Origin of the sequence: Bacillus sp. OV166 (genome assembly GCF_900177675.1) — a bacterium.
Classification (GTDB): domain Bacteria; phylum Bacillota; class Bacilli; order Bacillales; family Cytobacillaceae; genus Neobacillus.
On record NZ_FXWM01000001.1, the window covers coordinates 3,809,668 to 3,834,445 of the forward strand.

A 24,778-nucleotide genomic window follows, 5' to 3' on the forward strand; every position below is an offset into this window, starting at 1 on the left:
CCTGCTTATTTTTCTCCGTGATTTAAAAGTTTATTCATTTCATCCTCATTATGTATTTGGTCTATGATGACAAGACTATCTAATAAAGTAATCATCCGTTGGTCTGGCTGATGTGATTGAAGCCTCTCTTTCATGTTTTCTACAATTCTACGCATAAGATCATGATCACGGGTTAATTGAATTACAGTGGATATCATATCTGGATTCTCATCGACAATATCCTTATATAGTCCTTCCTCCTCAGCCTCCGCATGTTTCAAAGTTCGTGATTCCCAATGTTCAATTGCTACTTCTATCACCTGAAATGCTTTTTCCTTTTCACCATCTTCCAGACATTTCTGGAATAAATCTCTTAACTCTACTGCCTCATTAAGTGCTGCTTCGTGGATCGACGAATGTGCATCTGGTTTTCTTAAACTTGTTCCTGACAAAGTCACTTCACTCCTTAATTGTCGAATGGTATTATTTAACTAAAAATGGAAATCATTATAATCTTTTCCATATAACACATCAATAAACTTTAGAAATTGAGGGTTATATAAAAAAAGATGTCAGGCACTTGATGAAAGAATTGATATTATACCCATCTATTTGTTATAATGAGGTGGTTGTAACATTATTGAGGAGGAACATTTTTTTATGTCAATCGAGGTAGGTACTAAGGTACAAGGTAAAGTAACAGGCATCACTAGTTTTGGGGCATTCGTAGAATTGCCTGGTGGCACAACAGGGTTAGTCCATATCAGTGAGGTAGCGGACAGCTATGTTAAAGACGTTAATGACCATCTTAAAGTTGGCGACCTAATTGAAGTAAAAGTAATTAGTGAGAAGGACGGAAAGACTGCCTTGTCCATCAAAAAAGCTATAGATAAGCCCGAAGGACAAACCTCGTCTTATTCCCAACGTCCACCACGTCAGGGAAGAGTAGATAGCCGTTCTAAAGATTTCCGTTCAAAAGGCGGCAGCACTTTTAAACCTAAAGAAAATTTTGAAGACAAAATGGCTAAATTTTTAAAGGCTAGTGAAGAGAACTTATCCACCTTAAAACGCAGCACTGAAACAAAACGGGGCGGCAGAGGCGGAAGACGCGGATAACTGTATCGTTTTTAATACAACATTATATAGCGAAAGGCAAACATGCATTTAGACATGTTTGCCTTTTTTATTTGCACATAAAATTTCCATTTGAATTAAACGACAAAAGAGACAGGGATTTTCATTCCCTGTCTCTTTTGATTAATTGTGAAAATTGGTACCGTCAGTTGTAGCTTCGATCACACCGGCTCGAATCACAAAATCACCAAAATGCTCGCCTTCTTCCCGTTCTTTCGCATAGCGAGGAAGCAACACTTGCAGTTCGTTTAAAATATCTTCTTCTCCTATGTTCTCACGGTACATTTTACTTAGACGGCTGCCGTCATGGGCGGCACCAAGATACATATTGTATTTGCCAGGCGCTTTCCCAATAAAGCCAATTTCCCCAAGAGCATGACGGGCACAGCCATTCGGACAACCGGTCATTCGGATAGTAATCTCTTTTTCGCTCAGACCATTTTCTTCGACAATGGTTTCGATTTTACTGATTAAAGATGGTAAATACCGCTCTGCTTCCGCCATCGCCAAACCACAGGTTGGAAGTGCAACGCAAACCATTGAACTGCGACGCAGCGCAGAAGCATGTTTGCCATCAGTTAAACCATATTGTTCAATCAAATCATTAATTTTTTTCTTATTCTGCGTGGACACATTGGCTATAATTACGTTTTGATTTCCTGTTAAGTGGAAATCACCGGTATGAATTTTGGCGATTTCACGCAATCCTGTCTTCAACTTGTAATCATCAAAGTCTGCGACACGGCCGCCTTCAATAAACAGTGTTAAATGCCATTGACCTTTTACGCCCTTTACCCAGCCATAACGGTCACCGTTATGGTCAAAATGGTAAGGCTTTGCTTCATCTAATGTCCAGCCAAGACGATGTTCCAATTCAGCCTTAACGGTTTCAAGGCCAAGTCTGTCTACAGTGTACTTGAAACGAGCGTTTTTGCGGACAGAACGGTTACCGTAGTCCCGTTGAATCGTAATCGTTTTTTCAGCTATTTCATACAATTGATCTGGTTTACAGAAGCCAATGACTTTAGCAAGCTGCGGATAGGTTGCTTTGTCTCCGTGCGACATCCCCATCCCGCCGCCAATCGCTACGTTGAAACCGATAAGCTTTTCATCTTCTACAATCGCAATAAAGCCTAGATCCTGTGAAAAGATGTCAATATCATTTCCAGGCGGCACGGCAATTCCGATTTTGAACTTCCTCGGTAAGTAAAGCGGACCGTACATTGGTTCGACTTCGTCGATTTCCGGAGTCCCGGCTACTTTTTCTTCATCCAGCCAAATTTCATGATACGCTCTTGTCCGAGGTAATAAATCATTGCTTAATTTTTTTGACCATTCATAAACTTCGGCATGAAGTTCAGATTGGTATGGATTTGATGAACACATGACGTTTCGGTTTACGTCGCCGCAAGCAGCAATCGTATCCATCAGCGCGTTATGGATTCCCTGAATGGTGCTTTTCATGTTCCATTTTAAAATCCCATGCATTTGGAATGTTTCACGAGTAGTCAGCTTTAATGTGCCATTGCCATATTTATCCGCAAGCTCATCCATAACAAGCCATTGATCCGGTGAGGCAACCCCGCCCGGGAGGCGAACACGCAGCATAAATTGGTATGCTGGTTCAAGTTTCTGCTTTTGACGCTCATTCCTGAGATCCCGGTCATCCTGCAAGTAACTACCGTGATGTTTCATCAGACGGTTATCATCATCCGGTATACCTGCGCTAATCCGATCGAGCATTACTTCTTTAAGAGTTCCGCGCAAATAATTACTTCTTTCTTTAATACATTCTACATCACTTGGCGGGCCATCTGGCGCTTTTAAAATTTGATTTACCATGTTGAAACTCCTTTCCAATCCAAATCAGTATACATCACGCTGATAACGTTTTTGCTGCTGCATCTCGGCTAAATATTCTTCAGCTTTTTCACGGTTCAAGCCGCCTTCTTTTTCAATAATCTCAATTAACGTTTTATGAACATCATGTGCCATGTGTTTTTCGTCACCGCAGATATAGAGGTGAGCACCTTCTTGAAGCCACTTAAATACCTCTTGACTTTGTTCCAACATGCGGTGCTGCACATATACTTTTTGATACGTGTCTCGAGAAAATGCAACATCCATTTTTGTAAGTATGCCGTTTTCCAGCCACTTTTGCCATTCTGTTTGATAAAGAAAATCCGTTACGAAATGCTGGTCTCCAAAGAACATCCATGATTTACCTGTTGCTCCGGTTTCTTCCCGTTCTTGCATAAAGGAACGAAACGGTGCTGCACCTGTCCCCGGACCAACCATGATGATTGGGGCATCCGCGTTCTTTGGCAGCTTAAAGTTTTCGTTTTGTTGAATATATACTGGCACTGTTTCACCTGGCTGCAGACGTTCCGCTGCTAGAATGGAACAAACGCCTTTTCGTTCACGTCCATGTGCCTCATAGCGGACCGCACCGATCGTCAAATGGACTTCATCAGGATTTGCCGATAAACTGCTCGCGATTGAATAAAGACGGGACGGCATCTTTCGAAGGATTGAGACAAACTCTTGAGCTGAGCCAATCCATGGTGTAAAATCACGGACCAAATCAAGCAAATCACGTCCATCAAGGTACGTTTTTAATTTATCTTCATTCCCCGCTGATAGAAGTTCCTTTATTTTCTCATTGGCAGAAAGCGATGCTGCCTTCTCAAAAAGCGGTTTGGTTAAGGTCGTTATTTCAAAGTGTGAGAGGAGCGCGTCGTTAAGTGAAAGCACCTCACCCTTTTTATTGACTGTCACCTTCTGTTCCGGATCCCAGTTCATTTCGTCTAGCAGTAATTTAACAAGGGCGGGATCATTTTCCGGATAAATACCAAGACTATCCCCTGGTTCAAAGGTAAGTCCAGAACCTTCGAGTGATAACTCGAGGTGACGTGTTTCTTTATTCGAGCCGCGGCCGTTCAAATTTATATTTTCAAGGACTTCTGCTTTAAACGGATTGGTTCTTGAATACGTTGATTCAACTAGTTGTGATGCTAATTCTTTTTCAGGTATTGGACTTACGCCAACGGCTTCATTTAGGCTGATAAGGACACCTGCCAGCCATTCAGCTGCAGGCTCATCATAATCAAGGTCACAGTCAAAGCGAGGATATAGCCTTGTTCCTCCAAGTTCCCCCAGCCGAGCATCAAAGTCTTTTCCCGTTTGACAGAAAAACTCATACGAGCTGTCTCCAAGCGCCAATACGGCGAAGCGGAGATTATCAAGCTTCGGAGCCCGCTTTCCTATTAGAAATTCGTGAAATGACAGCGCGTTGTCAGGGGGCGTACCTTCTCCATGAGTACTTGTGACAATCAGCAGGTTTTGGATCTTCTTTAAATTGTTTGGTTTAAAATCGCTCATTGACTGAATCGTTACTTGAAAGCCTTCTCCCTCAAGCTTTTTGCCCGCCTTCTTAGCAAGGCCCTGAGCGTTACCTGTTTGTGAACCAAAAAGGATGGTCACATCTTTTGAAATAGTTGGGGCGGTGTTCCCTGCAGGACCATCTGCCACCTGAATATTTCCTGAACCCGGAATCGAAGCAAATTGGGCTGCTGCCAAAAAACCGCTCAGCCAGACTTTTTGTGATTCTGTCAAGGTAGGCAGAATGCGGTTGAGGAGCTCTGCCTGCTCCTGATTAAAAGGACTGTTCAATACTTGAAGTTGCACCAAAATCCACCTCACAAAGGATTATTAACTTACAGTGATCATTTATTTATCATGACTAGTTTCAACAATCTTACAATACATACTTTTCAGTCAAAAAATGATTAATATAATAATAGTTTTACTATTCCTATAAGTCAAGTCGGTTTTAACGATTTAAACGATTAAAATCAGATTATTTCATATTTTTATTAAAATATTTTATTGAATATTGCCATATTTATAACAATGGCGCAAGGTAGGAGTCCACCGGGACATTTTCCAATTTAGGGTGTTGTCCTGTGCACACTACTCATTGCGCCGGATGCAGGAACTGCTATCGATTCCTTTTGTTTCGGTTACGCAAAAACGTCGGAATGTCGAGCGAGTCCTCTGATTCCTGCCCATATTGATCGTTAACATGAATTGGTTCTTCATGTCTCACTTGCTCACGTCGGGTTGGGGCTTGTATTTGTGATTTTGATTGTGGTTCCTTATGTGAAAGGGTAGACGGTTTGCTTCGTACCGGTTTATCATCGAAACCAGTAGCAATGACCGTGATCATAATTTCATTTTTAAAATTTTCATTGATAATTGAACCAAAAATCATATTTAGTTCCTTATCTGCTGCAGAAGCAACAAGGTCGGCTGCTTCTTGCACCTCATAAAGACTTAAATCTTTACCACCTGTGATGTTCATGAGTATCCCTTGGGCACCGTCAATCGACGTTTCTAATAATGGACTAGAAATAGCTTTTTTTGCTGCTTCAACCGCGCGGTCATCCCCTTTTGCAACCCCTATGCCCATTAAGGCTGTCCCTTGATTACTCATTATCGTTTTAACGTCTGCAAAATCCAGATTAATTAATCCTGGGACAGCAATTAAATCGGAAATACCTTGAACCCCCTGGCGAAGTACATTATCTGCCTCCCGGAACGCTTCAATCATCGGTGTTCTTTTGTCAACAATTTGCAATAATCGATCGTTAGGTACAATAATTAAGGTGTCAACCGCTTCCCTCATTAATTCAATACCGTTTGCTGCATTTTGCGCACGTTTACGTCCCTCAAATCCAAACGGACGAGTAACGACACCGATAGTCAATGCACCAATTTCGCGTGAAATTTCAGCAATCGCTGGAGCAGCACCGGTTCCCGTACCACCACCCATTCCGGCGGTAACGAACACCATGTCTGCTCCTTTTAATACATCTTCCAACTGCCTTCTGCTTTCTTCAACTGCTTTCCTGCCTACTTCTGGATTAGCACCTGCTCCTAAACCTCTTGTCAATTGTGCACCAATTTGCATTTTTATCTCAGCTTTTGATAGGTTAAGAGCTTGTGCATCAGTATTCACTGCAATAAATTCTACCCCTTGAACTCCACCTTCAATCATACGATTGACAGCATTATTCCCTCCGCCGCCAACACCAATTACTTTAATTCTTGCAACTTGATCTATATTCATGTCAAAATCCCACATATTCTTCCTCCTCATCATGCGTTTAGTTAATTGCCTCACTATTCAAAAAAATAATCGTAGACTTATGATCTAATTGAAGATTTTAATGATCTAGTAGTAGAGATTGTTGAATGATTAACTTTACAACTAATCTTTTTTTGAGTATGTATAATTTTTGCTTATTGATATTTTACCAAAATAATGGAGGATTTAATATAGAAAGGTGACACTTGAATTAGATTATTTTGTAGAATAATGTAGAAATATTTAACATAAATGCAAAATTTATAAAACGTGCAGATAAAGTAGTTCTTTTGATATACAACCAACGATATATAAAGAGAAACCCGGTAATAGGATAGCAATATCAAATATATATTAGTTTGCTAGCACTATGATACAACGCGCTATCATGTTAGACATAAAAACAGCACACCTTTGCTAGGTGTGCTTGAGAGTCTAGTATGTACATTTATAGCGCTGGAGCTTCCATCCCCATTTGACTCCATTCGTTTCTTGATGGGCCATACACTCCAGGGACATTTAATCCAGCTTGGCGCATTAAGACTGTCATTTGACCGCGGTGATGAATGATGTGTTTGATTAAAAGAGAAAGTGTTACTGCTTTTTGCATATCCATCCCGAACACATTTTTCATTTCTTTTAAGGATTCATCTGTCCACTGCTGCTTCACAGCGTCCATTGTGTCTGCACTAACCTTTCGAAAGGTCTCAGCGATTTCCTTGGCAGTAGATGGGACTGTATTGGAGTTTTCTACATTTTCAACCTTTACACCGAACTCGTTTAGCATTTCAGGTGTACTTGTTACAACATGCCAGGCAATTCTTCCTAATGTACGATCCTCAGGTGATACCGCTTGTTGAAGAGATTCATCTGTCAACACATCCAAAACCTTTTGCGTAGAGGCTGCTTCTTGATTCCAATCCTCAATAAATTCAGTTATAGAAGTATACATTAATCATTCCTCCATCTTTAAATAGTTTACAGTAAAAGTATATCATCGTTGGTATATATAACAAAATTTCCCACGATGGAATTTTTTTTTATAATAGAATTCCTTAATACTCCTCTACAGTAGATATATTAGGTAAATTTCTATATTTTTGGGCATAGTCAATCCCATAACCAACAATGAATTCATCTGGGATCACAAAGCCAACATAATCCACGGGCAAATCAACTTTCCTTCTTTCAGGCTTATCTAAAAGAGTACAAATTCTAATTTGTTTCGGCTTATGTGTGTTTAAATGACCGCGCAAGAAATGCAATGTCAGGCCACTGTCAATAATATCCTCAACTACAACCACATTCTGATTGGTAATATTCGCATCAAGGTCCTTTAATAACCTTACTTTCCCCGTTGACTCGGTCTCGTCACCATAGCTAGAAACAGAGATGAAATCAATTTTTATTTCCCCCTTCATCTCACGAATCAAATCTGCTGCAAAAACAAACGACCCTTTCAGGACAACAATAAGGACAATTGCTTCATTATTAAAATCACTTTCAATTTCCTCTGCTAATTGTTTCACTCTGTCTTTAATCTCTGTCTCGGAAATCATCACATCTTTAATTCTGTACCCCACAAAATACACCCTCTTCTTAAAAAATAAAATGCCAATACGAAAAACCAATTAATTTGATTTTTCGTATTGGCAATGATTATTATACCCCTTTATAGGCTTGGCGGTAAATTTCAGCCAATTCTGTTACTAATGGAAGCTTAGGGTTTGCAGTGGTACATTGGTCTTCGAAGGCCCGGTCTGCTAAATAGTCAACCTTGTTTTCAAACTCGATTTTATTTATATTATTTGCTTCAAGGCTCATTGGAACCTCAAGTTCCTTCGCCAATTTAATAATAGCTTGAACGAGGCTCTCCACACCTTCCTCAGTAGTACTAGCAGGTAAACCTAGTATTCTAGCAATTTCAGCATATCGTTTGTCAGCTTTGAAATGATCATACTTTGGAAAGGCTGTGAATTTCTTAGGTTTAGCTGCATTATAGCGAATCACATGCGGCATAAGCACAGCATTTGCCCGTCCGTGTGCGATATGGAATTCCGCTCCCAGCTTATGTGCAAGACTATGATTAATGCCTAAAAATGCATTTGCAAAGGCCATGCCGGCAATGGTTGAAGCATTATGGACCTTTTCGCGCGCTTCTTCATCCATACCGTTTTTGTAAGCTCTTGGCAGGTATTCAAATACGAGCTGGATTGCTTTTATTGCAAGGCCATCCGTAAAATCATTGGCCATACAGGATACAAATGCTTCAATCGCATGTGTCAACACGTCCAATCCTGTATCAGCAGTTATATGTTTAGGCACCGTCATCACAAACTGCGGATCGATAATGGCTACGTCTGGAGTCAATTCATAATCAGCAAGCGGATATTTAATATTTGCCTCTTTATCAGTAATAACCGAGAATGATGTTACTTCCGAGCCTGTTCCAGAAGTGGTAGGAATGGCTACAAATTGTGCCCTTTGGCCAAGATTCGGATATTTAACAATTCGTTTTCGAATATCTAAGAACTTTTGTTTCAAGCCAAAGAATTCTGTATCTGGATGTTCATAGAACAGCCACATTCCTTTGGCCGCATCCATTGCAGAGCCACCGCCAAGCGCAATGATAACATCTGGCTGGAAGTTAGCCATCATTTCTGCACCTTTCATCACTGTTTCAATCGATGGGTCTGGTTCAACCTCTGAGAAAATTTCGCAGTGAACATAATCTTGACGCTTTCTTAAATAGTAAAGGACTTTATCCACATATCCTAATTTCACCATTCCAGGGTCGGTGACAATAAATGCTTTCGAAATTTTCGGCATTTTGGCAAGATATTGAGTTGAATTTTTCTCGAAATAAATTTTAGATGGAACTTTAAACCATTGCATATTAATATTCCTTTTCGCCACTTTTTTAATATTAATTAAGTGAATAGTACCCACATTTGTAGAGACAGAATTCCCACCATACGTTCCACATCCGAGGGTTAAGGACGGCATGTAGGCATTGTAGATATCACCAATCGCACCTTGTGAAGATGGGGCGTTGACAATAATACGTCCCGCTCTCATCCGCAGTCCAAACTTCTTAATCACTGTTTGATCAGTGGTATGAATAACAGCTGAATGACCTAGCCCGCCGAACTCCAGCATTTCTTCGGTCCGTTTTAATCCTTCCTCAAGATCACTTACCTTGTAACAAGCAAGCACTGGGCTCAATTTTTCCCTTGAAAGTGGGTATCCTGTTCCGACACCTTTTAATTCTGCGATAAGTATCTTTGTATCATCAGGAACCTTTACTCCTGCTAACTGTGCAATCTTTGAAGCAGCCATCCCAACAATTACTGGATTAACAGCACAGGATTGCTCATTAATAACTAATTTTTCAACCTTCGCTTTTTCTTCTTCATTTAAAAAATAACAGTTATTTGCTATCATTTCTTGTTTTACAACTTCGTAAATTTCTTTATCAATAATGACTGCTTGTTCGGAAGCGCAAATCATTCCATTATCAAACGTTTTTGATAAAATTAAGTCATTAACTGCCTGATGAAGATTGGCTGTTTTTTCAATATAACAAGGGACATTTCCTGGCCCAACTCCGAGTGCTGGCTTACCTGAACTGTAAGCAGATTTAACCATCCCCGCACCGCCAGTGGCAAGAACTAATGATATTTTTGAATGGTTCATTAAGGCTTGTGTTGCTTCAAGCGACGGTGTTTCAATCCATTGAATGCAATTTTCTGGCGCACCCGCCTTGATTGCTGCATCTCTAAGCACCCTAGCCGCTTCGCTGCTGCATTTCTGTGCCGATGGATGAAAGGCAAAAATAATTGGATTTCTGGTTTTAATTGAAATGAGTGCTTTAAACATGGTGGTCGATGTTGGATTCGTTACAGGTGTAACACCAGCAATCACCCCGACCGGCTCCGCAATTTCAATCATTCCTTCATGTTCATTTTCGTTAATAACACCAACAGTTTTATCATATTTGATATTATGATAGACATATTCAGTAGCAAACATGTTTTTGATGATTTTATCTTCGTACACGCCTCTTCCTGTTTCTTCAACGGCTAGCTTTGCAAGTGGCATATGCTGATCAAGACCGGCCAAAGCCATTTCTTTGACAATATTATTAATCATGTCTTGGTCGAAGCTGCGGAATTCATTCAATGCTTTTAGACCGTTTTCCACCAAAAAGTTAACCATTTGTGTTACGGTTTGTTTTTCATTAACTGCCTTTTCTACTACTGCCATCGTAATACCTCCATTTGATTAAGTGTTTGTGAAGTTTTTCACAAGTACTTTTAAAAAATAATACACAATCAAGCTGATATTTTCTCTGGATGTCATGTATCGTTATATTTGTGAAAAGTTTCACATTTTTGATTAAAAATAATAACACTCTACTTGATTTTTACTCACAAACTGGATTGCGTGGAATCTTTTCAAATAAAATGTCAGTTAGAACCTTCGAATACTTTTTAACAATAACCACATAATTTACGGTCCAGATATAGGCGGGGATTTCTTCATTTTCTTTAAAATACATTGCCTCAAATTCATCCCCAACTGCTTCTTCAAATACTTCTAGGGTATAAGTTTCAGAATCTGTAGAGAAGGTTTTCCATTCACATACCATCATGTCTTATCACTCCTTGTTTGTTTATGGATTTATCATAACATGTATTTTGAATAACGGTTTGTGAAGTGTTGAACAAAGTGTGAATTGTGATTAATTCTACCAAAAATAGTACTATATCCTTATATATCAATAGTTATGAATGATAATATTGGCATATATTTGGTGAAATACTCTATCTATTGAAAACGATTACATTTATTTTGATATATCAGAATAATGTCTGATAAACAAAGTTATCAATTGTATATGTACGGTTATTGAAAACGAACAGTTAGTGACTGTAACATTATTTAAAAGAGGGTAACGGTCTATTAGTGAGCCCTAATTCTTACCATAACCCCCTGTGAAATCAGGTTAAGGTCATTAAGGAGCCCTCTTTCTTACCGCAACCCCTTGTGAAATCAGCTTTCAGTCATTAAGGAGCCTACTACAACAATACAATCCCTCTTGGCAGTTTAACAGATTATCCAATTTGGAGAGTAGATTTTTGCTAATCTTACACTCTATCATAATCTGCTTTCCAATTAGTAATCTGTTTCTTAATTTCATCTGGGCTTAAATTTTGTGAAGCTGCCTTTTCACTTAGTTCAGGTAACTCAGCATCACTAGCAAACCGAAGAGCTATAATTTGACCAATTGTAAGTCTGGCATCAAGTAATTTTCCTGTCAAAACATAATGTCGAAGATTTTCTTCTGCTCGTATCGCTCGGTCCTGTGCCTTTAAAGGATACTGTCTAATTAATAAAAACATGATGACCAAGATAATAACGATGGCTAAAAAAAGGATGGCAGATAGACTGATTCCGTTTCTAATAATTAACCAAATAGCTACTACCAATGTAAGTAACAATAAGAGCGATAAGATATAATGAAACAATGGGTGAAATCTACGATGATTCTGGTAATTTTGATTCATTGTTTTTCCTCCTATAATGTTTTTGTTTTTACTCCCATTTAAATGTATAACTAGCTATCACAAATGCAGCAATTAGCCAACCGCCTAAAATAGCTGTTTCCAAACCCAAACTCGTCCAGCTTGCCCCAACATTCATGATTTCTCGTAATGCCGTGCTTAAATGTGAAATCGGCAGGAGCTTTACGATAGGTTGAAGAAAGTCCGGCATATTTTTTATTGGGAAGAAAACTCCCCCTAAAAATAACATTGGAAATGATAGAACGCCTGCGATCGGTGCAGCACTTTCAGGTGTTTTCGCAATTCCCGCAATGATGAAACCAATTGCCATAAAAGCTAGTGTTCCAAGAACAATAAAACATATCAAGGTAAACCAAGAACCGCGAACTTCTACGCCAAATAAGAGATGGGCAACTAGTAATACTATCAGCGCTTGCATTCCATTCATCAGCAACCGTGCTGTAATTTGTGCTGCTATGAAAGTTGAGGCTTTGAGTGTAGTCCCCTGCATCCTACGTAAAATCCCACGCTCTCTCCATGCTGCTATCTGACCAGCTACTCCATTCATGTTGTTACTCATAATCATCATCGCAACTATTCCTGGTACCAAAAAATCAATATATTTTAAATTAAGAGCTTTGATGCCGTGAGATTCCATTACAACGACAGGCTCATAGGAAACTCTTTGTTTACTGATCTCATCTATTACTCCATTAACTAGAGCTACTCCTACCTGTGAAACAGCAAAATTCGTATCATTAAAATAAACCGGGATGTTGAAGGGCTTTGCTTGTGATCCACTATTTTTCAAGCTAGATTCATAGCCCTTTGGAATGATTACGACAAGTTGTAAATCACCATTTTTCAAACTGGTTTGTGCTGAATCTTCATCTTTTCTTATCTCTAAATGAATAGCTTCATTTTTTTTAAGAGCTTTTATAAACTCACTTGAAAACGCTGTGTGATCTTCATCAATCAGTCCAATTGACAGGGATAGTCCATTTCCTTTACCTAAAAATAAACCTAGCATGGTCATGAGGAGGATAGGGAAGATCAAAGTCCACATCAGCACCTGTCGATTCCGTAGAAAAATGCGCAGTTGTGCGAGAGTTAACTGCCAGTAAGCTTTCATGCTTCTCTTAATCTCCTTCCCGTCATGTGAATAAATACATCTTCTAGTGTCGCTGTCCTTGTTTGCAGATCAACTATTTGCAGATTATTATCAGCAGCAAATTGGATTAAGCTTGTCAATGTGTTCTGTAAATGATCCGTATAAAGAACATGAATATCTGTTTGATTTCCAAGTTTCTTAACACCGTCAATACTAGAGAAATCAATGAAGTCTACTTGTTCTATGACTCTAAACTCTAATGCACTATCTGACTGGAGACTTTTCACTAATTGAGAAGGGGCATCCAAAGCAATCAGTTCCCCTTGGTCCATGATGGCAATCCGATCGCATAGATTGTGTGCTTCATCCATGTAATGAGTGGTTAACACGATTGTTTTACCTTTATTTTTCAATTGAAGAACAATATCCCACAATGTTCGTCTAGCTTGAGGATCTAAACCCGTGGTCGGTTCATCCAAGAAAATAACGTGTGGATCGTGAACCAACGCTAGAGCAATCGCTAAACGCTGTTTTTGACCACCTGAAAGACCTTTTATTCGGCTTTTGCTTTTCTCAGTAAGCAACACATCTTCTATAAGTTGAGAAATAGAAATATGTGATGGATAAAAGCTTGCGTACATTTTCAGAATTTCCTCAACTGTCAGCAATTCAAAAAGCGAAGTTGATTGTAACTGTACCCCGATGATTTCCTTTACCTTCGAAAGCTCACGTAAGATATCGTGTGAACCAATTATGGCCGTTCCTTCATCTGGTTTACGCAGGCCTACCAGCATTTCAAGCGTAGTCGTTTTCCCTGCGCCATTAGGACCCAAAAGACCGAATATCTCACCCTTTCGTACTTGAAAATGGACACCACTCACTGCTTTAAATGATCCATAGTTCTTTACAAGTCCTTTTACATCAATTATTGTATCATGAGAAAATTTCATGTAGGTGCTTCCTCCTCTCAATTAGAATTGAATAGGAAGCGTCAGACCTCCCTGTTTACCTAATTTATTGCTAAAATACTTTCCTCCACAGGAAAACCTTACCATTACAAATGTGTTACGTCTACAAAATAAAAGAATGGCTTAAATAACTAGTAACAAGAATTACAATAATCCCTTTTCTTTCTTATATTTCATTCCCTTAATTTTTTCTAATAGTCTGTTATGTACTTTTGATAAGATGAGTAACGCGAGGATAGAACCAATAAAGTTTAACAACATATCCCACTGCGCGTCCCAAATATCACCTTGTGCTCCTAAAAACTCAGTGGAAGTCTTTCTGTTCTTTGTTAATTTAGTCGATATCCATTCGATAATTTCATACATAGCTCCAATTGCAAGTGAAAAACTTAATATCACAGAAATTAACCAAGGACCTTTTTTAGTCACTCTTTTTCGGATTAATATTTCTCTTATTACAATTGCAAACAACCCTTTTAAGAAATGCCCAAAGCGGTCATAGTGGTTTCGGTTTAATTCAAAATAATCTTTTATCCAAGTAAAAAGTGGAACCTTTGCGTAAGTATAATGACCACCAATGAAGGTAAGAATCGAAAGAATGGCAATTATGATATAGGATAGCGAAGTAAGACGAAACTTATTATAGGTAATAAGTACAATCATACATATCACAATGGCAGGAAGTACTTCCATCGCCCATATTAAATATCCTGCTGGCTTATAGATTGACCAAATAAAAACGGCAATTACAAACAAGATAAGTAGTAAATGAAAGTAAACACTTTTGTCTCTTATCACTTAACTCACTCCTAATGATATTACAGTTGTAAAGTTAAAAACTAATTAACTTGCTCTCCGGTACAAAGTTAAAAGATAACTGTTATAGGTTGTCCATCCTTTCTTTTATTAAACAACATAGCTTTTTAAATTTCTGTTCAAAATGAATATCAAAAGCGGTAGGTTTTAAATCAATGGAGTTATCTAGGAGTAGAACGAAATAGGAATATATAAATCGCAGGTATTTTTCTAACATCACTGGTATCCTCTCCAACAAGGACCACTAATATAGTAAATAAAAATAAGCCATCAAATACTAGATTCGTTCATACTCTAGTATTTGATAGCTTATATATGCTACGCCTCAATTTAAAAAAATGTATTAACAAGTAATTTGCAAACATGTTTTCCTAATTCAGGTAGGAAAACATGTTATAGTTTAAAGTACCTTGCTTAAAAACGCCTTGGTTCTTTCATGCTGAGGGTTACTGAATAACTCATTCGGTTCATTTTCTTCAACAATGTAGCCTCCGTCCATGAAGATGACCCGATCGCCGACTTCCCTGGCAAAGCCCATTTCATGAGTAACAACAACCATTGTCATACCTTCTAGTGCCAGCTGTTTCATTACTTCTAAAACATCACCAACCATTTCAGGGTCAAGTGCGGATGTCGGCTCGTCAAATAGCATAATTTTTGGATTCATGGCGAGTGCCCTTGCAATCGCAACCCGTTGTTTTTGCCCCCCAGATAGTTCCCCTGGAAAGCTATTGGCTTTTTCTCTTAGACCCACTTTATCTAATAGATCAAATGCCAATTTTTCAGCAGCTGCTTTATCTATAGCGTGAATTTTAATCGGTCCCATGGTGATGTTCTCTAATACACTTTTATGAGGAAACAGATTAAATTGCTGAAACACCATTCCTACTTCTTGTCTTACTTTGTTAATATTGATTTTTGGGTCTGTTATATCCTGTCCGTTAATAACTACCTCTCCACCCGAAATTTCTTCAAGGCGATTTAAGCAGCGGAGGAACGTACTCTTACCTGAGCCAGATGGACCAATAACACAAACTACTTCTTTTTCTTTAACTTCTGCATTGATATCTTTTAATACCTCAACATTACCAAACGATTTTCGTAAGTTTTTAACTGTAATCATGCTCATCTAAGCTGAATCCTCCTTTCGATGAAATTAGCAAGCATGGTTAATAAATAAATAATAATAAAGTAAATGATACCAACAGCCAGCCAAATCTTAAATGCTTCAAAAGTGGCAGAAGCCTGAATTTGTCCTTGCTGTGTTAAATCTGCAATCCCAATTACAGATAAAAGAGACGTATCCTTTAAACTTATAATGGATTGGTTTGTAATCGTAGGAAGCATTCTTCTAAAGGCCTGAGGAAGCACCACATATCGCATGGTTTGTGAGCCTGTAAAACCAATTGATCTTGCTGCTTCTGTTTGTCCTTTATCAATTGATTGAATTCCCGCTCTGATAATCTCAGCAAAATATGCACCCGCATTAATGGCTACAGTGATGATCCCAGCAGTAGTGCTATTTAGGGACACCACTTGTAGAGAATTCACACCAAAATAGATAAAAAATAATTGCACAATAAATGGTGTTCCACGAATGGCATCAACATAAACCTTAGCAATCCAGTTCAAGATCTTGAGCGGTGCTAATCGAAATAACGCTATTACTAAACCTATTAAAAATCCTAGAATAATTGCTATAACAAATATATATAGAGTCACTTGAAGACCTTTTAATAACATTGGCAGTGCTGCAGAAATAATATCCATCCTGTTCATCCCCTTTCAAAAAGAAAGCGCGCATTAAGCGCGCTTAATCATTTCGTATCCTTTATTCACCTAGATACGTTTTAATAATTTTATCATACGTACCATCTTTCTTTAACTCAGCAAGACCATTGTTAATTTTTTTCAAAAGATCTGCGTTTTGTCCTTTTAGAACAGCAATTCCATATTGATCTCCATTTAAGCGCTCACCGACGATTTTTAATCCAAGGTCTTTTTGAGCAATTGCATAAGAAATTACAGGATAATCTTCAATAAGTGCATCTGCATTTCCGTTAGATACTTCTTGGAACATGGCAGGACTATCATTAAATTGAACAACAGTAATTCCTAATTTCGCAGCATTATCTTGTGCATATTTTGCACCAGTTGTACCTTTTTTAACAGCAACTTTTTTGCCTTTAAGGTTTTCGACTGATTTAATACTTGTATTATCTTTTTTAACAACGACTGTTAACCCTGCATCAAAATATGGTGTTGAGAAATCTACCACCTTTTTTCTTTCATCCGTAATGCTCATTCCTGCAATGGCCACATCTAGCTGATTAGCTTGCATTGCTGGGATGATACCACCGAAATCCATTGGAGAAAGTTCGATTTTAAAGTCTTGGTTTTTCGCAATTGCATTGATTAACTCAATATCAATTCCCTTATAATCATTTCCTTCTTTAAATTCAAACGGCGGGTAAGTTGTATCAACACCAACTTTATATACTTTTCCACCTTTTTCTTTCTCGTCTGCTGTGTCTTTGCTTCCACAAGCAGCGATAAAGATTGAAAGGATTAATAACAAACTTAATAGACCTAACTTTTTCATTTCATTCTCCCCTTAATTTTCAGATTGTTCTCACTTGCTGAATATAGCAAATTTACTTATTTAATATATCACATATAGTTAACAGAAAAAAGGGATTAAACTATATGAATATACAAAAAAATTTAATAATACACATAATATAATAATATTGATTTTTATGATTTACTGAAATAATAGAGATTTGGATTAAACAAATCAATACTATTAATACTTTTATTTTATCCATTCTTTAAGAATGCATTCATTAAAGGAAAAATTTACTTTTCATTTTTTAATCAATTTATATTTCAATATTAAATATCCTATAACTTTTCCTCACTTTTATCCACAAGACAAAACCACTTGGAATATAGATACCACGTGGTTTTGGTTATAATTTCACCTATTAATTGACATCCTCGAATTCTCTTGCAATCCTTTCAATTGCTTCCTGAATTAGTGGTCGAGGGGACGGGATACAAATTCTTTGCCATTGTAACCCTTCTTTACCAAACATCTTCCCATCTTCTAGTAGAACATTTGCTTTATTATAAATCCGATCATGGACTTCTTCAGGCGAGAGTCCATAATCACTAAAATCCATCCACAAGATATAGGTTCCCTCTGGGATTCTCACCTTAACTTTTGGCATTTTCTCCGCTAAGAATTGGACTGCCCATTCCATTGTCCCATCGATATATTCCTTTAATTGTTCTAACCAATCTTCGCCCTCATTGTAAACGGCGATCAGTGCAGAAACGGTAAAAGGTGAGGGTAAATGCATCCCCATAACAGTATTAAAGGTTTTTCTAAGTTCAGGATTTGAGATGATTACATTTGTACAATGAAGCCCTGCAACATTGAATGTTTTATTGATGGCAGTAAAAGTAATAAGTCGATCACCATGTTCGGTAGCTTTTGCAATTGGAATAAAGGTTTGATTACAGCGTACTAAATCTCCATGAATTTCGTCAGCAACGATGATGACATCATTTTCCGCACAAATATCGGCTAATTTCCTTAGTTCTTCCCGAGTAAACACTCTGCCAGTTGGATTATGAGGGTTACATAGGATGAACATTTTCGTCGTATCTTCTTTTGCCTTCGCTTCAAAATCCTCGAAATCGATTTGATAATAGCCTTCGCTATTCGATTTAAGTGCATTATTCCGAACTTTTCGTCCGTTGGCTTCAATCGCCGAAGTAAACGGAGGATAAACCGGTCGTTGGATAATGATTCCATCTCCCGGATCGGTTAATGCTTTGACTGCAACATTCAAGGCATGGACAGTTCCTGGACTAAAGCTGATTTCTTCCTGCGGAATATCCCAATCATGTCTCTTTTTAAACCAATGCTGGATGGCTTCAAAATACTCTTTTGGAAAGATGGTATATCCGAAAATCCGGTGATCGACCGTCTTATGTAAGGCATCTACTAACGGCTGGGGTACAGGTAAATCCATATCAGCTGTAAACAATGGAATCGTCTCATCGTCATATCGTTCCGTCAGACCAATCTGTTTAATTAACTCCCCGCCATCCCATTTGATTGAATAGGTTCCTCTTCGGTTGACAATTTCATCAAAGTTATATTTCATTTACATCCACCTTTCAATTTTCATCCTGTGAATGATTCACATGTAAAAATTTTATTGATTACTCCAATTATAACGATTAAAAGAAATGATTGAAAATTTGGGTAGCTAAATTTTTCAAAAATGTAGGCGATGACACTAAAAAAAGAGCAGGTCCAGTATATGAACCTCGCTCTTTAATGCGCGTTAATCCTTCAAAACCTCGTTATTTTATTGGTCCGTTCCGATTAAAATGGGAATTGATTTGACCTATAATCATCTTATGTTTTTCCCGTTTCGCTAAATCCCTCCGAATTTCAAGTGTTTGTACCCCTTCTTCTATTTTTTCCGCAATTTCAATCAGTCTTTCAATATCCGCAAATGAATACTTACGGGTCCCATTTGGGGTTCTATCTGGAAAAATTAGCTTCCGCGTTTCATAATAATGAATTTGTCTGCTGGAAAGACCTGTTAATTCTGTCACAATTCCTATGGTGATAACCTTTTGATCACGATAGGATGGGTTTTCGTTTCCCAAAATACCACCTGCCAATTTTGTTTTAGTTTATTTGAAAAAATATGAATTTTAAAACAATTATTATGTTATATATTCTAACATAAGATGTAATACACTGAAACAAGAAATTCCTTTCTTACAAAAATATTCATTTCAAGCTAATTCTACTATTATTTTAAAAATATTTAGCTTAAAAATGTAAGCGGATTCAGTTTTGCACTTATTTAACACGGTAAAATCGTATAACTTTAGATTTGATAATTATGAGCAGATTATTAAAGATTTTGTTGAGCGCTTACACAAATAGTTCCTTTTTGATATACTACTATAATCTTGATTCATCAAAAAAATTGCTAACTTTCAACTGACTTGTCGTGATTCCCCTGGTTTTTTTATTAATTTTCGATTCCAATATTTTCTGAATTGTTGACTCTTTAAAAATTCTATGTCACTTTAAAAATATATTCTTACTTTCAGATACAAAAGGAGAACTCAATAACGATGAAAAGAAAAATACTTGCCTATAATTTTGAATTCTCTGAGACCCTAGATCGTTTAAGAGATAGTTTTGACATTGAAATTTTTGAGGGGATAAATCCCAAAACAGACCCGGCTTTTTTACAATCTCTAAAAGCAGCTGAAGGTATTGTCGGTCTAGCCCTTCCTGTCGATCAAGAATTACTGAATCAAGCTCCGAATTTAAAAATTGTATCTAATAACTCAACTGGATTTAATAACCTTTCCATTGATGAAATGACAAAACACGGTGTTATGGGAACAAATACACCCGGTGTACTTGAAGATACTACCGCTGATGCGATTTTCGGGCTACTTCTTGCGGCGGCTAGACGTATCCCTGAATTGGACCAGTTCGTGAAAGTCGGAAATTGGAAGCAGCATTTAACTAGAAATGAATATGCCATTGATGTTCATCATAAAACCTTAGGAATTATTGGGATGGGAAAAATCGGGGCATTAATTGCGAAGCGAGGGCATTTAGGCTTTGATATGAATATTCTTTACCACAATCGCACGCGCAACCTGGAGGCTGAGGAAAAATATCACGCTGTCTATACAGAGCTTGACCGCTTACTTATGGAAAGTGATTTTGTTTGTTTAATGACACCGCTCACACCTGAAACAGAAAATTTAATGGGGGCACGGGAATTTAATTTGATGCAAAAGTCTGCTATTTTCGTGAATGGTTCTCGCGGAAAAACAGTTGATGAAAAGGCACTAATTGAAGCATTAAGAGCGAACGAGATTCACGGAGCGGCATTAGACGTTTTCCAAAGTGAGCCAGTCAAAGCGGACCATCCGCTTCTCAAATTTCCAAATGTGGTGACAACTCCGCATATCGGGTCATCCACTTTCGAAACGGAATTTAAAATGGCCAAGCTTGCGGTCGAGAATTTACTAGCAGGACTAACGGGAAGACGCCCAAGGAACCTGATTAATCCCGAAGTACTGAATTAATATTACGAAGGAGTTAAACACTTGAATTCACCGAAAAGTATTGTTGAAAAACTAAATTTGAATAAATATCGACGGAAGCTTGTTCTGCAGAAACCGGAAGATTTGGATGACTTTCATGAATTAGACTATGACTCATCTTTTAATAACGATAAATATGATCTTATATTTATGTTCGTTTTTAGTTTAGAGGAATTTTCGCGGCAACTTCAATCTGTAATTGCAAACCAATTACTCGAGAAAAATGGTTATGTGTACTTTGCCTATCCAAAGAAGAATAATCCAAAATATAAAGAATACATTGAACGCGACAGCTTGTTAAACGTATTTGCTATGGATGATGATGGATATACGCTTGACAGTGATATAAAGTTTTCTAGAATGGTCAGTCTAAACGATGTTTTTACAGTGGTGGGCTTAAAGTCTGCCCCAAAAAAGACAAAAAAGGCTGACAGCAGTAAATCTAGCCAATGTGTGGATGACTATATTGTTCATGTGGATGATATTAAACAGTACTTAAACAAAAATGAGGACCTATTGGGAGCTTTTAATCAATTAACTTTTGGATATCAAAAGGATTGGGCCCGTTATGTCTATAGTGCGAAAAGAAAAGAAACTCAAGAAAAGCGTTTGTTAGAAATGGAGACGGTTCTTGGAGAAGGCTATAAATCAATGGAATTATATCGAAGGAAGCAGAAATAGTCAGAGGATGTAAATTCAAAACGATCCCGTCTATCTAATTAGATAGACGGGATCGTTTTATTAAGAGGGCAAGAGCAAATTTTATCACAAGTAAGCAGAAGGTTGTCTAAATTTTTTATACAATCAGCTCCTATCAGTTCTATTCCCCACTTTCTTCCTATATTACTTATTAATATCATCAAAATATTATGACATAGCATCATTTTTCAAAAAAAACCTAAATATCATTCCCCCCAAGCATATTACTTATACATTTTATCTAGATTGGGTACAATTCTAATAGAAATGGAGGAAATATCATGGTTCGTTTACTTGCGATTATCTCATTTATACTTTTATTTTATTTTTCATTGCCAGTTATTGATAAACAGATGGGGAAAAACGATATAGAAAAAAAGATTGATTCTGTTCAATCTGAAATGAATATAAAAGATAGCTCAGCAGTATTAGAAACACTTAATAGTTTTTATGAAAAGGTTCAACAATTAGTTGGGCAGCTTGGCTTTCAGGCGGGTGAACTTCCACTCACTAAACAACAGCCGCAACCACAAAAAGAAAAAGTAGAATTAAATATCCCTACTAACCAAGTATTTTCAGTTAATAATATAGAACTTGGTAATCTAAAAGAAGATATTGATCATAATTTAGGCAAGGCAAATCGGTCATCACTTAATGAATATGGGACGAATTGGTACGCCTATCACGAAAATTACCATGATTTTTTTATGGTTATGTATGATGAAAACAACAAAGCAGCAGGATTATACACGAACCAAGATTTAATTGCATCCACTAAAGGAATCCAATTCGGAAGTTCCAAGATAGATGTTCGCGCAAAACTAGGTGAACCTATCACCAATATCCAAAAAGGATTGACAGTTTATCAATTACAGGAAAATAGTGACTATGATGTGTTCTTGCTTGAGGGAACTTACGTAACTATCTTTTATGATAAACATGAAAATAATACGGTAACAGCGATACAATTAATCAGTAAAGACTTTGAGCAGAAGAAAACAGGCTTTTACACCAAAGCCAATTCAGCGTTAAAAGAAGGCTTCGAATATCAATTATTCGATTTGACCAATGCAGCACGAGTCAATCATCAGCTTACAGTTCTAACATGGGATGAGCATGTTAGAGGAACAGCCCGTAAACATAGCACCGATATGGCGGTCCATCAGTATTTTGATCACACCAATCTGAAGGGACAATCACCGTTCGACCGGATGAAAGAGGATGATATCAGTTTTCATATGGCTGGAGAAAACCTTGCCTATGGACAATTTAGCAGCATCTTCGCCCATGAAGGTTTAATGAACTCCCTCGGACATCGTGAAAATATTTTGCGGAAGGGTTACGAGTTTTTAGGAGTAGGCGTAGCTTTTAATGACGAATCGCAGCCCTACTATACAGAAAACTTTTTTGCGAAGTAGTACGGCCAAGGGGTTATTATTCAGAACACTAAAAAATCCACAAAACCCTATGTTTTGTGGATTTTACTTTTACGATGGAAAAATGAGGAACATCTTGTATAGTTATTGTACGGTTTCAGTTTCCTAGTTTTTGATCCAATAAGGACAAGGTTTTCCCGATAGACTCTTGAATAACATATGTATTACTGTCAGTATCATAAGGAGTTTCTCCTATATTAATAATAATTAGTGGAACGCCTTGCCTTCTGTATTGGGGGAAAGTGGAGAATGGCATTACTTTTAGACTCGTCCCTAATACCAACACACAATCCGCAACATCTATCATATGTAAAATCGCATCAAATCCCTCTACAGTAAACCACTTGCCTGTATCACCAAACAAAACGACATCCGGTTTTATAAAACGTTCGCTTTTATCGCTGGTATCACAATGGTCACAGATATAGAATTCATCGATGGTATCGAGACGATTTTCCATCTCTTCTGTCGAATAGCTTTTACCGCAATGCAAGCAAGTTGCTGTTTTTATGGTTCCATGGAATTCTATGACATTCTTATTGCCCGCTTTTTGATGAAGTCCATCAATATTTTGGGTAATGATATGAGAAACCTTCCCATCTTTTTCCCACTTCGCCAAAATCTTGTGCCCTACATTCGGCACAGCATCCGGATGGTAAAGATTTTCGAATGCAAATTGATAAAACTCCCTTGGACTTCGATAAAAATAATCCAAGGAAAGGATATATTCCGGCGCAAGTTGATAAACCCCAGACCTTGAACGAAAATCTTTTATGCCAGATTCTGTACTAATCCCCGCTCCAGTTAGCACAACGATGTTTTTTGCATTTTTAATGTGGCTTGTACAGGTTTCAATCAGTTTGTTTTCCATCGATTCCTTCTCCTTTAAATACGCTGTTAGGGCAACAATAATAATACTTAGTTTATAGGAAAAAACAATTCCTAGTACATGTCAAGTATAGTATTTACAAATCAGGATATATTTCATAAAAAAACTGCCCCCAAGTTAAACAAATGGGACAGCCTTTATAAATGGTGCCTGTCCCTCACTACTTTACAACTTTAAGCACTCGAGGTAGGCCATAATAGATGCTATGCAAATGCACGTAATTTTTTATTTTTTCTCATATGCAAAGGTTTATGAGTGTAATAGATTTTTGCTAGTGCATGATTATCACAAAGTGAACATTTAATTTGATAAGAAGCTTTGCTAATATGGGGAGTTTCTAAGAAGGTTAATATTTCTTTCATATGTTTATCACAGGCCCACATGATCTCACCCCGAATTCATATATTTCTTTAACTAAGCTTACTAAATGGTAGAGACTTCTTTCTGGAGTTTATCAGGCTTTCTTTTCTTCACGACTTCTGTAAATGCATCTTCCCAAGAAATCGAAATATCTCCATTTGTCACAAATGTTTGACACCCGAGGCGATATCCTTCTTTTAACCACTCTTCACCTAATTTTCTTCTTTCTTGTACCTTGACTTTATCTAGGAATTCAGCGCCTTCTTCCGCCTTAAAAACGCAGCTGCCGCAAATTCCCCCGCCACATCGGTTTGGGAGTTCTCCATCGTAACGAAGGGACATCCTCAAGATATTCGAATCCTCTGGTACATCTAATTGTTTATTGCTGTTAATGAAATTTATTTTTGGCATGCCTCGTATCCTCCCTAAAATTAATCTTCTTGGTATACAATATACCATAATTATAATTTTCAGACAATACAAATATTTTAATTTTTTTATTTTA

Annotated in this window: 23 protein-coding genes; 4 read left to right on the forward strand and 19 right to left on the reverse strand. The window is 37.6% G+C overall.

What is annotated here, in order from left to right:
- Positions 1–5: 5 nt before the first annotated feature.
- Positions 6–431, reverse strand: a complete 426-nt coding sequence (locus CCK98_RS18495) for a hemerythrin domain-containing protein (protein WP_088087912.1) — start codon at positions 429–431, stop codon at positions 6–8.
- A 208-nt stretch (positions 432–639) separates the two neighbouring features.
- Here CCK98_RS18495 and CCK98_RS18500 point away from each other — a divergent pair, with 208 nt between their 5' ends.
- Entirely contained in the window at positions 640–1,095 is a 456-nt protein-coding gene (locus tag CCK98_RS18500; RefSeq protein WP_066255074.1) for a S1 domain-containing RNA-binding protein, read from the forward strand.
- A 141-nt stretch (positions 1,096–1,236) separates the two neighbouring features.
- Here the strand turns inward: CCK98_RS18500 and cysI are convergent, their stop codons facing one another.
- The 16 genes from cysI to CCK98_RS18580 form a co-directional block, all read right to left on the reverse strand.
- Positions 1,237–2,955, reverse strand: a complete 1,719-nt coding sequence (gene cysI, locus CCK98_RS18505) for an assimilatory sulfite reductase (NADPH) hemoprotein subunit (protein ID WP_088087913.1) — start codon at positions 2,953–2,955, stop codon at positions 1,237–1,239.
- Positions 2,956–2,979: 24 nt separating this feature from the next.
- Positions 2,980–4,800 carry an assimilatory sulfite reductase (NADPH) flavoprotein subunit gene (locus CCK98_RS18510; RefSeq protein WP_088087914.1) on the reverse strand — a complete coding sequence of 607 codons (1,821 nt, stop codon included), beginning with the start codon at positions 4,798–4,800 and terminating at the stop codon, positions 2,980–2,982.
- A 313-nt stretch (positions 4,801–5,113) separates the two neighbouring features.
- Positions 5,114–6,259 carry a cell division protein FtsZ gene (ftsZ, locus tag CCK98_RS18515; RefSeq protein ID WP_088087915.1) on the reverse strand — a complete coding sequence of 382 codons (1,146 nt, stop codon included), beginning with the start codon at positions 6,257–6,259 and terminating at the stop codon, positions 5,114–5,116.
- A gap of 451 nt (positions 6,260–6,710) precedes the next feature.
- Complete coding sequence (locus CCK98_RS18520) at positions 6,711–7,214, reverse strand: DinB family protein (protein ID WP_088087916.1); 504 nt, start codon at positions 7,212–7,214, stop codon at positions 6,711–6,713.
- Between the two features lie 103 nt (positions 7,215–7,317).
- A complete protein-coding gene (hpt, locus tag CCK98_RS18525) occupies positions 7,318–7,845 on the reverse strand; it encodes a hypoxanthine phosphoribosyltransferase (protein WP_088087917.1) in 528 nt (175 codons plus the stop codon).
- Between the two features lie 79 nt (positions 7,846–7,924).
- A complete protein-coding gene (gene adhE, locus CCK98_RS18530) occupies positions 7,925–10,528 on the reverse strand; it encodes a bifunctional acetaldehyde-CoA/alcohol dehydrogenase (RefSeq protein WP_088087918.1) in 2,604 nt (867 codons plus the stop codon).
- 160 nt (positions 10,529–10,688) lie between these two features.
- Positions 10,689–10,916 (reverse strand): hypothetical protein, encoded by a 228-nt coding sequence (locus tag CCK98_RS18535; RefSeq protein WP_088087919.1) that lies wholly within the window; start codon positions 10,914–10,916, stop codon positions 10,689–10,691.
- Positions 10,917–11,412: 496 nt separating this feature from the next.
- A complete protein-coding gene (locus CCK98_RS18540) occupies positions 11,413–11,832 on the reverse strand; it encodes a DUF6526 family protein (protein WP_088087920.1) in 420 nt (139 codons plus the stop codon).
- A gap of 28 nt (positions 11,833–11,860) precedes the next feature.
- A complete protein-coding gene (locus CCK98_RS18545) occupies positions 11,861–12,961 on the reverse strand; it encodes an ABC transporter permease (RefSeq protein ID WP_088087921.1) in 1,101 nt (366 codons plus the stop codon).
- Positions 12,958–13,890, reverse strand: a complete 933-nt coding sequence (locus tag CCK98_RS18550; protein WP_088087922.1) for an ABC transporter ATP-binding protein — start codon at positions 13,888–13,890, stop codon at positions 12,958–12,960. The genes CCK98_RS18545 and CCK98_RS18550 overlap by 4 nt, the downstream gene beginning before the upstream one ends.
- A 162-nt stretch (positions 13,891–14,052) precedes the next feature.
- Positions 14,053–14,706 (reverse strand): DUF2238 domain-containing protein, encoded by a 654-nt coding sequence (locus CCK98_RS18555; RefSeq protein ID WP_088087923.1) that lies wholly within the window; start codon positions 14,704–14,706, stop codon positions 14,053–14,055.
- A 418-nt stretch (positions 14,707–15,124) separates the two neighbouring features.
- Positions 15,125–15,853 carry an amino acid ABC transporter ATP-binding protein gene (locus CCK98_RS18560; protein ID WP_088087924.1) on the reverse strand — a complete coding sequence of 243 codons (729 nt, stop codon included), beginning with the start codon at positions 15,851–15,853 and terminating at the stop codon, positions 15,125–15,127.
- Complete coding sequence (locus CCK98_RS18565) at positions 15,850–16,494, reverse strand: amino acid ABC transporter permease (RefSeq protein ID WP_088087925.1); 645 nt, start codon at positions 16,492–16,494, stop codon at positions 15,850–15,852. The genes CCK98_RS18560 and CCK98_RS18565 overlap by 4 nt, the downstream gene beginning before the upstream one ends.
- 61 nt (positions 16,495–16,555) lie before the next feature.
- Positions 16,556–17,326 carry a transporter substrate-binding domain-containing protein gene (locus CCK98_RS18570; protein ID WP_088087926.1) on the reverse strand — a complete coding sequence of 257 codons (771 nt, stop codon included), beginning with the start codon at positions 17,324–17,326 and terminating at the stop codon, positions 16,556–16,558.
- A 385-nt stretch (positions 17,327–17,711) separates the two neighbouring features.
- Complete coding sequence (locus CCK98_RS18575; protein ID WP_088087927.1) at positions 17,712–18,902, reverse strand: MalY/PatB family protein; 1,191 nt, start codon at positions 18,900–18,902, stop codon at positions 17,712–17,714.
- A 202-nt stretch (positions 18,903–19,104) separates the two neighbouring features.
- Positions 19,105–19,416 carry a MerR family transcriptional regulator gene (locus CCK98_RS18580; protein ID WP_088087928.1) on the reverse strand — a complete coding sequence of 104 codons (312 nt, stop codon included), beginning with the start codon at positions 19,414–19,416 and terminating at the stop codon, positions 19,105–19,107.
- A gap of 480 nt (positions 19,417–19,896) precedes the next feature.
- On the opposite strand from CCK98_RS18580, the gene CCK98_RS18585 reads away from it, so the two are divergent.
- From CCK98_RS18585 to CCK98_RS18595, 3 genes are all read left to right on the forward strand, one after another.
- A complete protein-coding gene (locus CCK98_RS18585; RefSeq protein WP_088087929.1) occupies positions 19,897–20,871 on the forward strand; it encodes a D-glycerate dehydrogenase in 975 nt (324 codons plus the stop codon).
- Between the two features lie 21 nt (positions 20,872–20,892).
- Positions 20,893–21,570 (forward strand): YdeI/OmpD-associated family protein, encoded by a 678-nt coding sequence (locus CCK98_RS18590; RefSeq protein WP_088087930.1) that lies wholly within the window; start codon positions 20,893–20,895, stop codon positions 21,568–21,570.
- Positions 21,571–21,869: 299 nt separating this feature from the next.
- Positions 21,870–23,006, forward strand: a complete 1,137-nt coding sequence (locus CCK98_RS18595; protein WP_088087931.1) for a CAP domain-containing protein — start codon at positions 21,870–21,872, stop codon at positions 23,004–23,006.
- 115 nt (positions 23,007–23,121) lie between these two features.
- Here the strand turns inward: CCK98_RS18595 and CCK98_RS18600 are convergent, their stop codons facing one another.
- Both CCK98_RS18600 and CCK98_RS18610 read right to left on the reverse strand, forming a co-directional pair.
- Positions 23,122–23,895, reverse strand: coding sequence for an NAD-dependent protein deacylase (locus tag CCK98_RS18600; protein WP_088087932.1), 774 nt, complete (start codon positions 23,893–23,895; stop codon positions 23,122–23,124).
- A gap of 441 nt (positions 23,896–24,336) precedes the next feature.
- On the reverse strand, positions 24,337–24,684 hold the full coding sequence (locus CCK98_RS18610) for a 2Fe-2S iron-sulfur cluster-binding protein (RefSeq protein ID WP_088087934.1): 348 nt from the start codon (positions 24,682–24,684) through the stop codon (positions 24,337–24,339).
- Positions 24,685–24,778 lie beyond the last annotated feature (94 nt).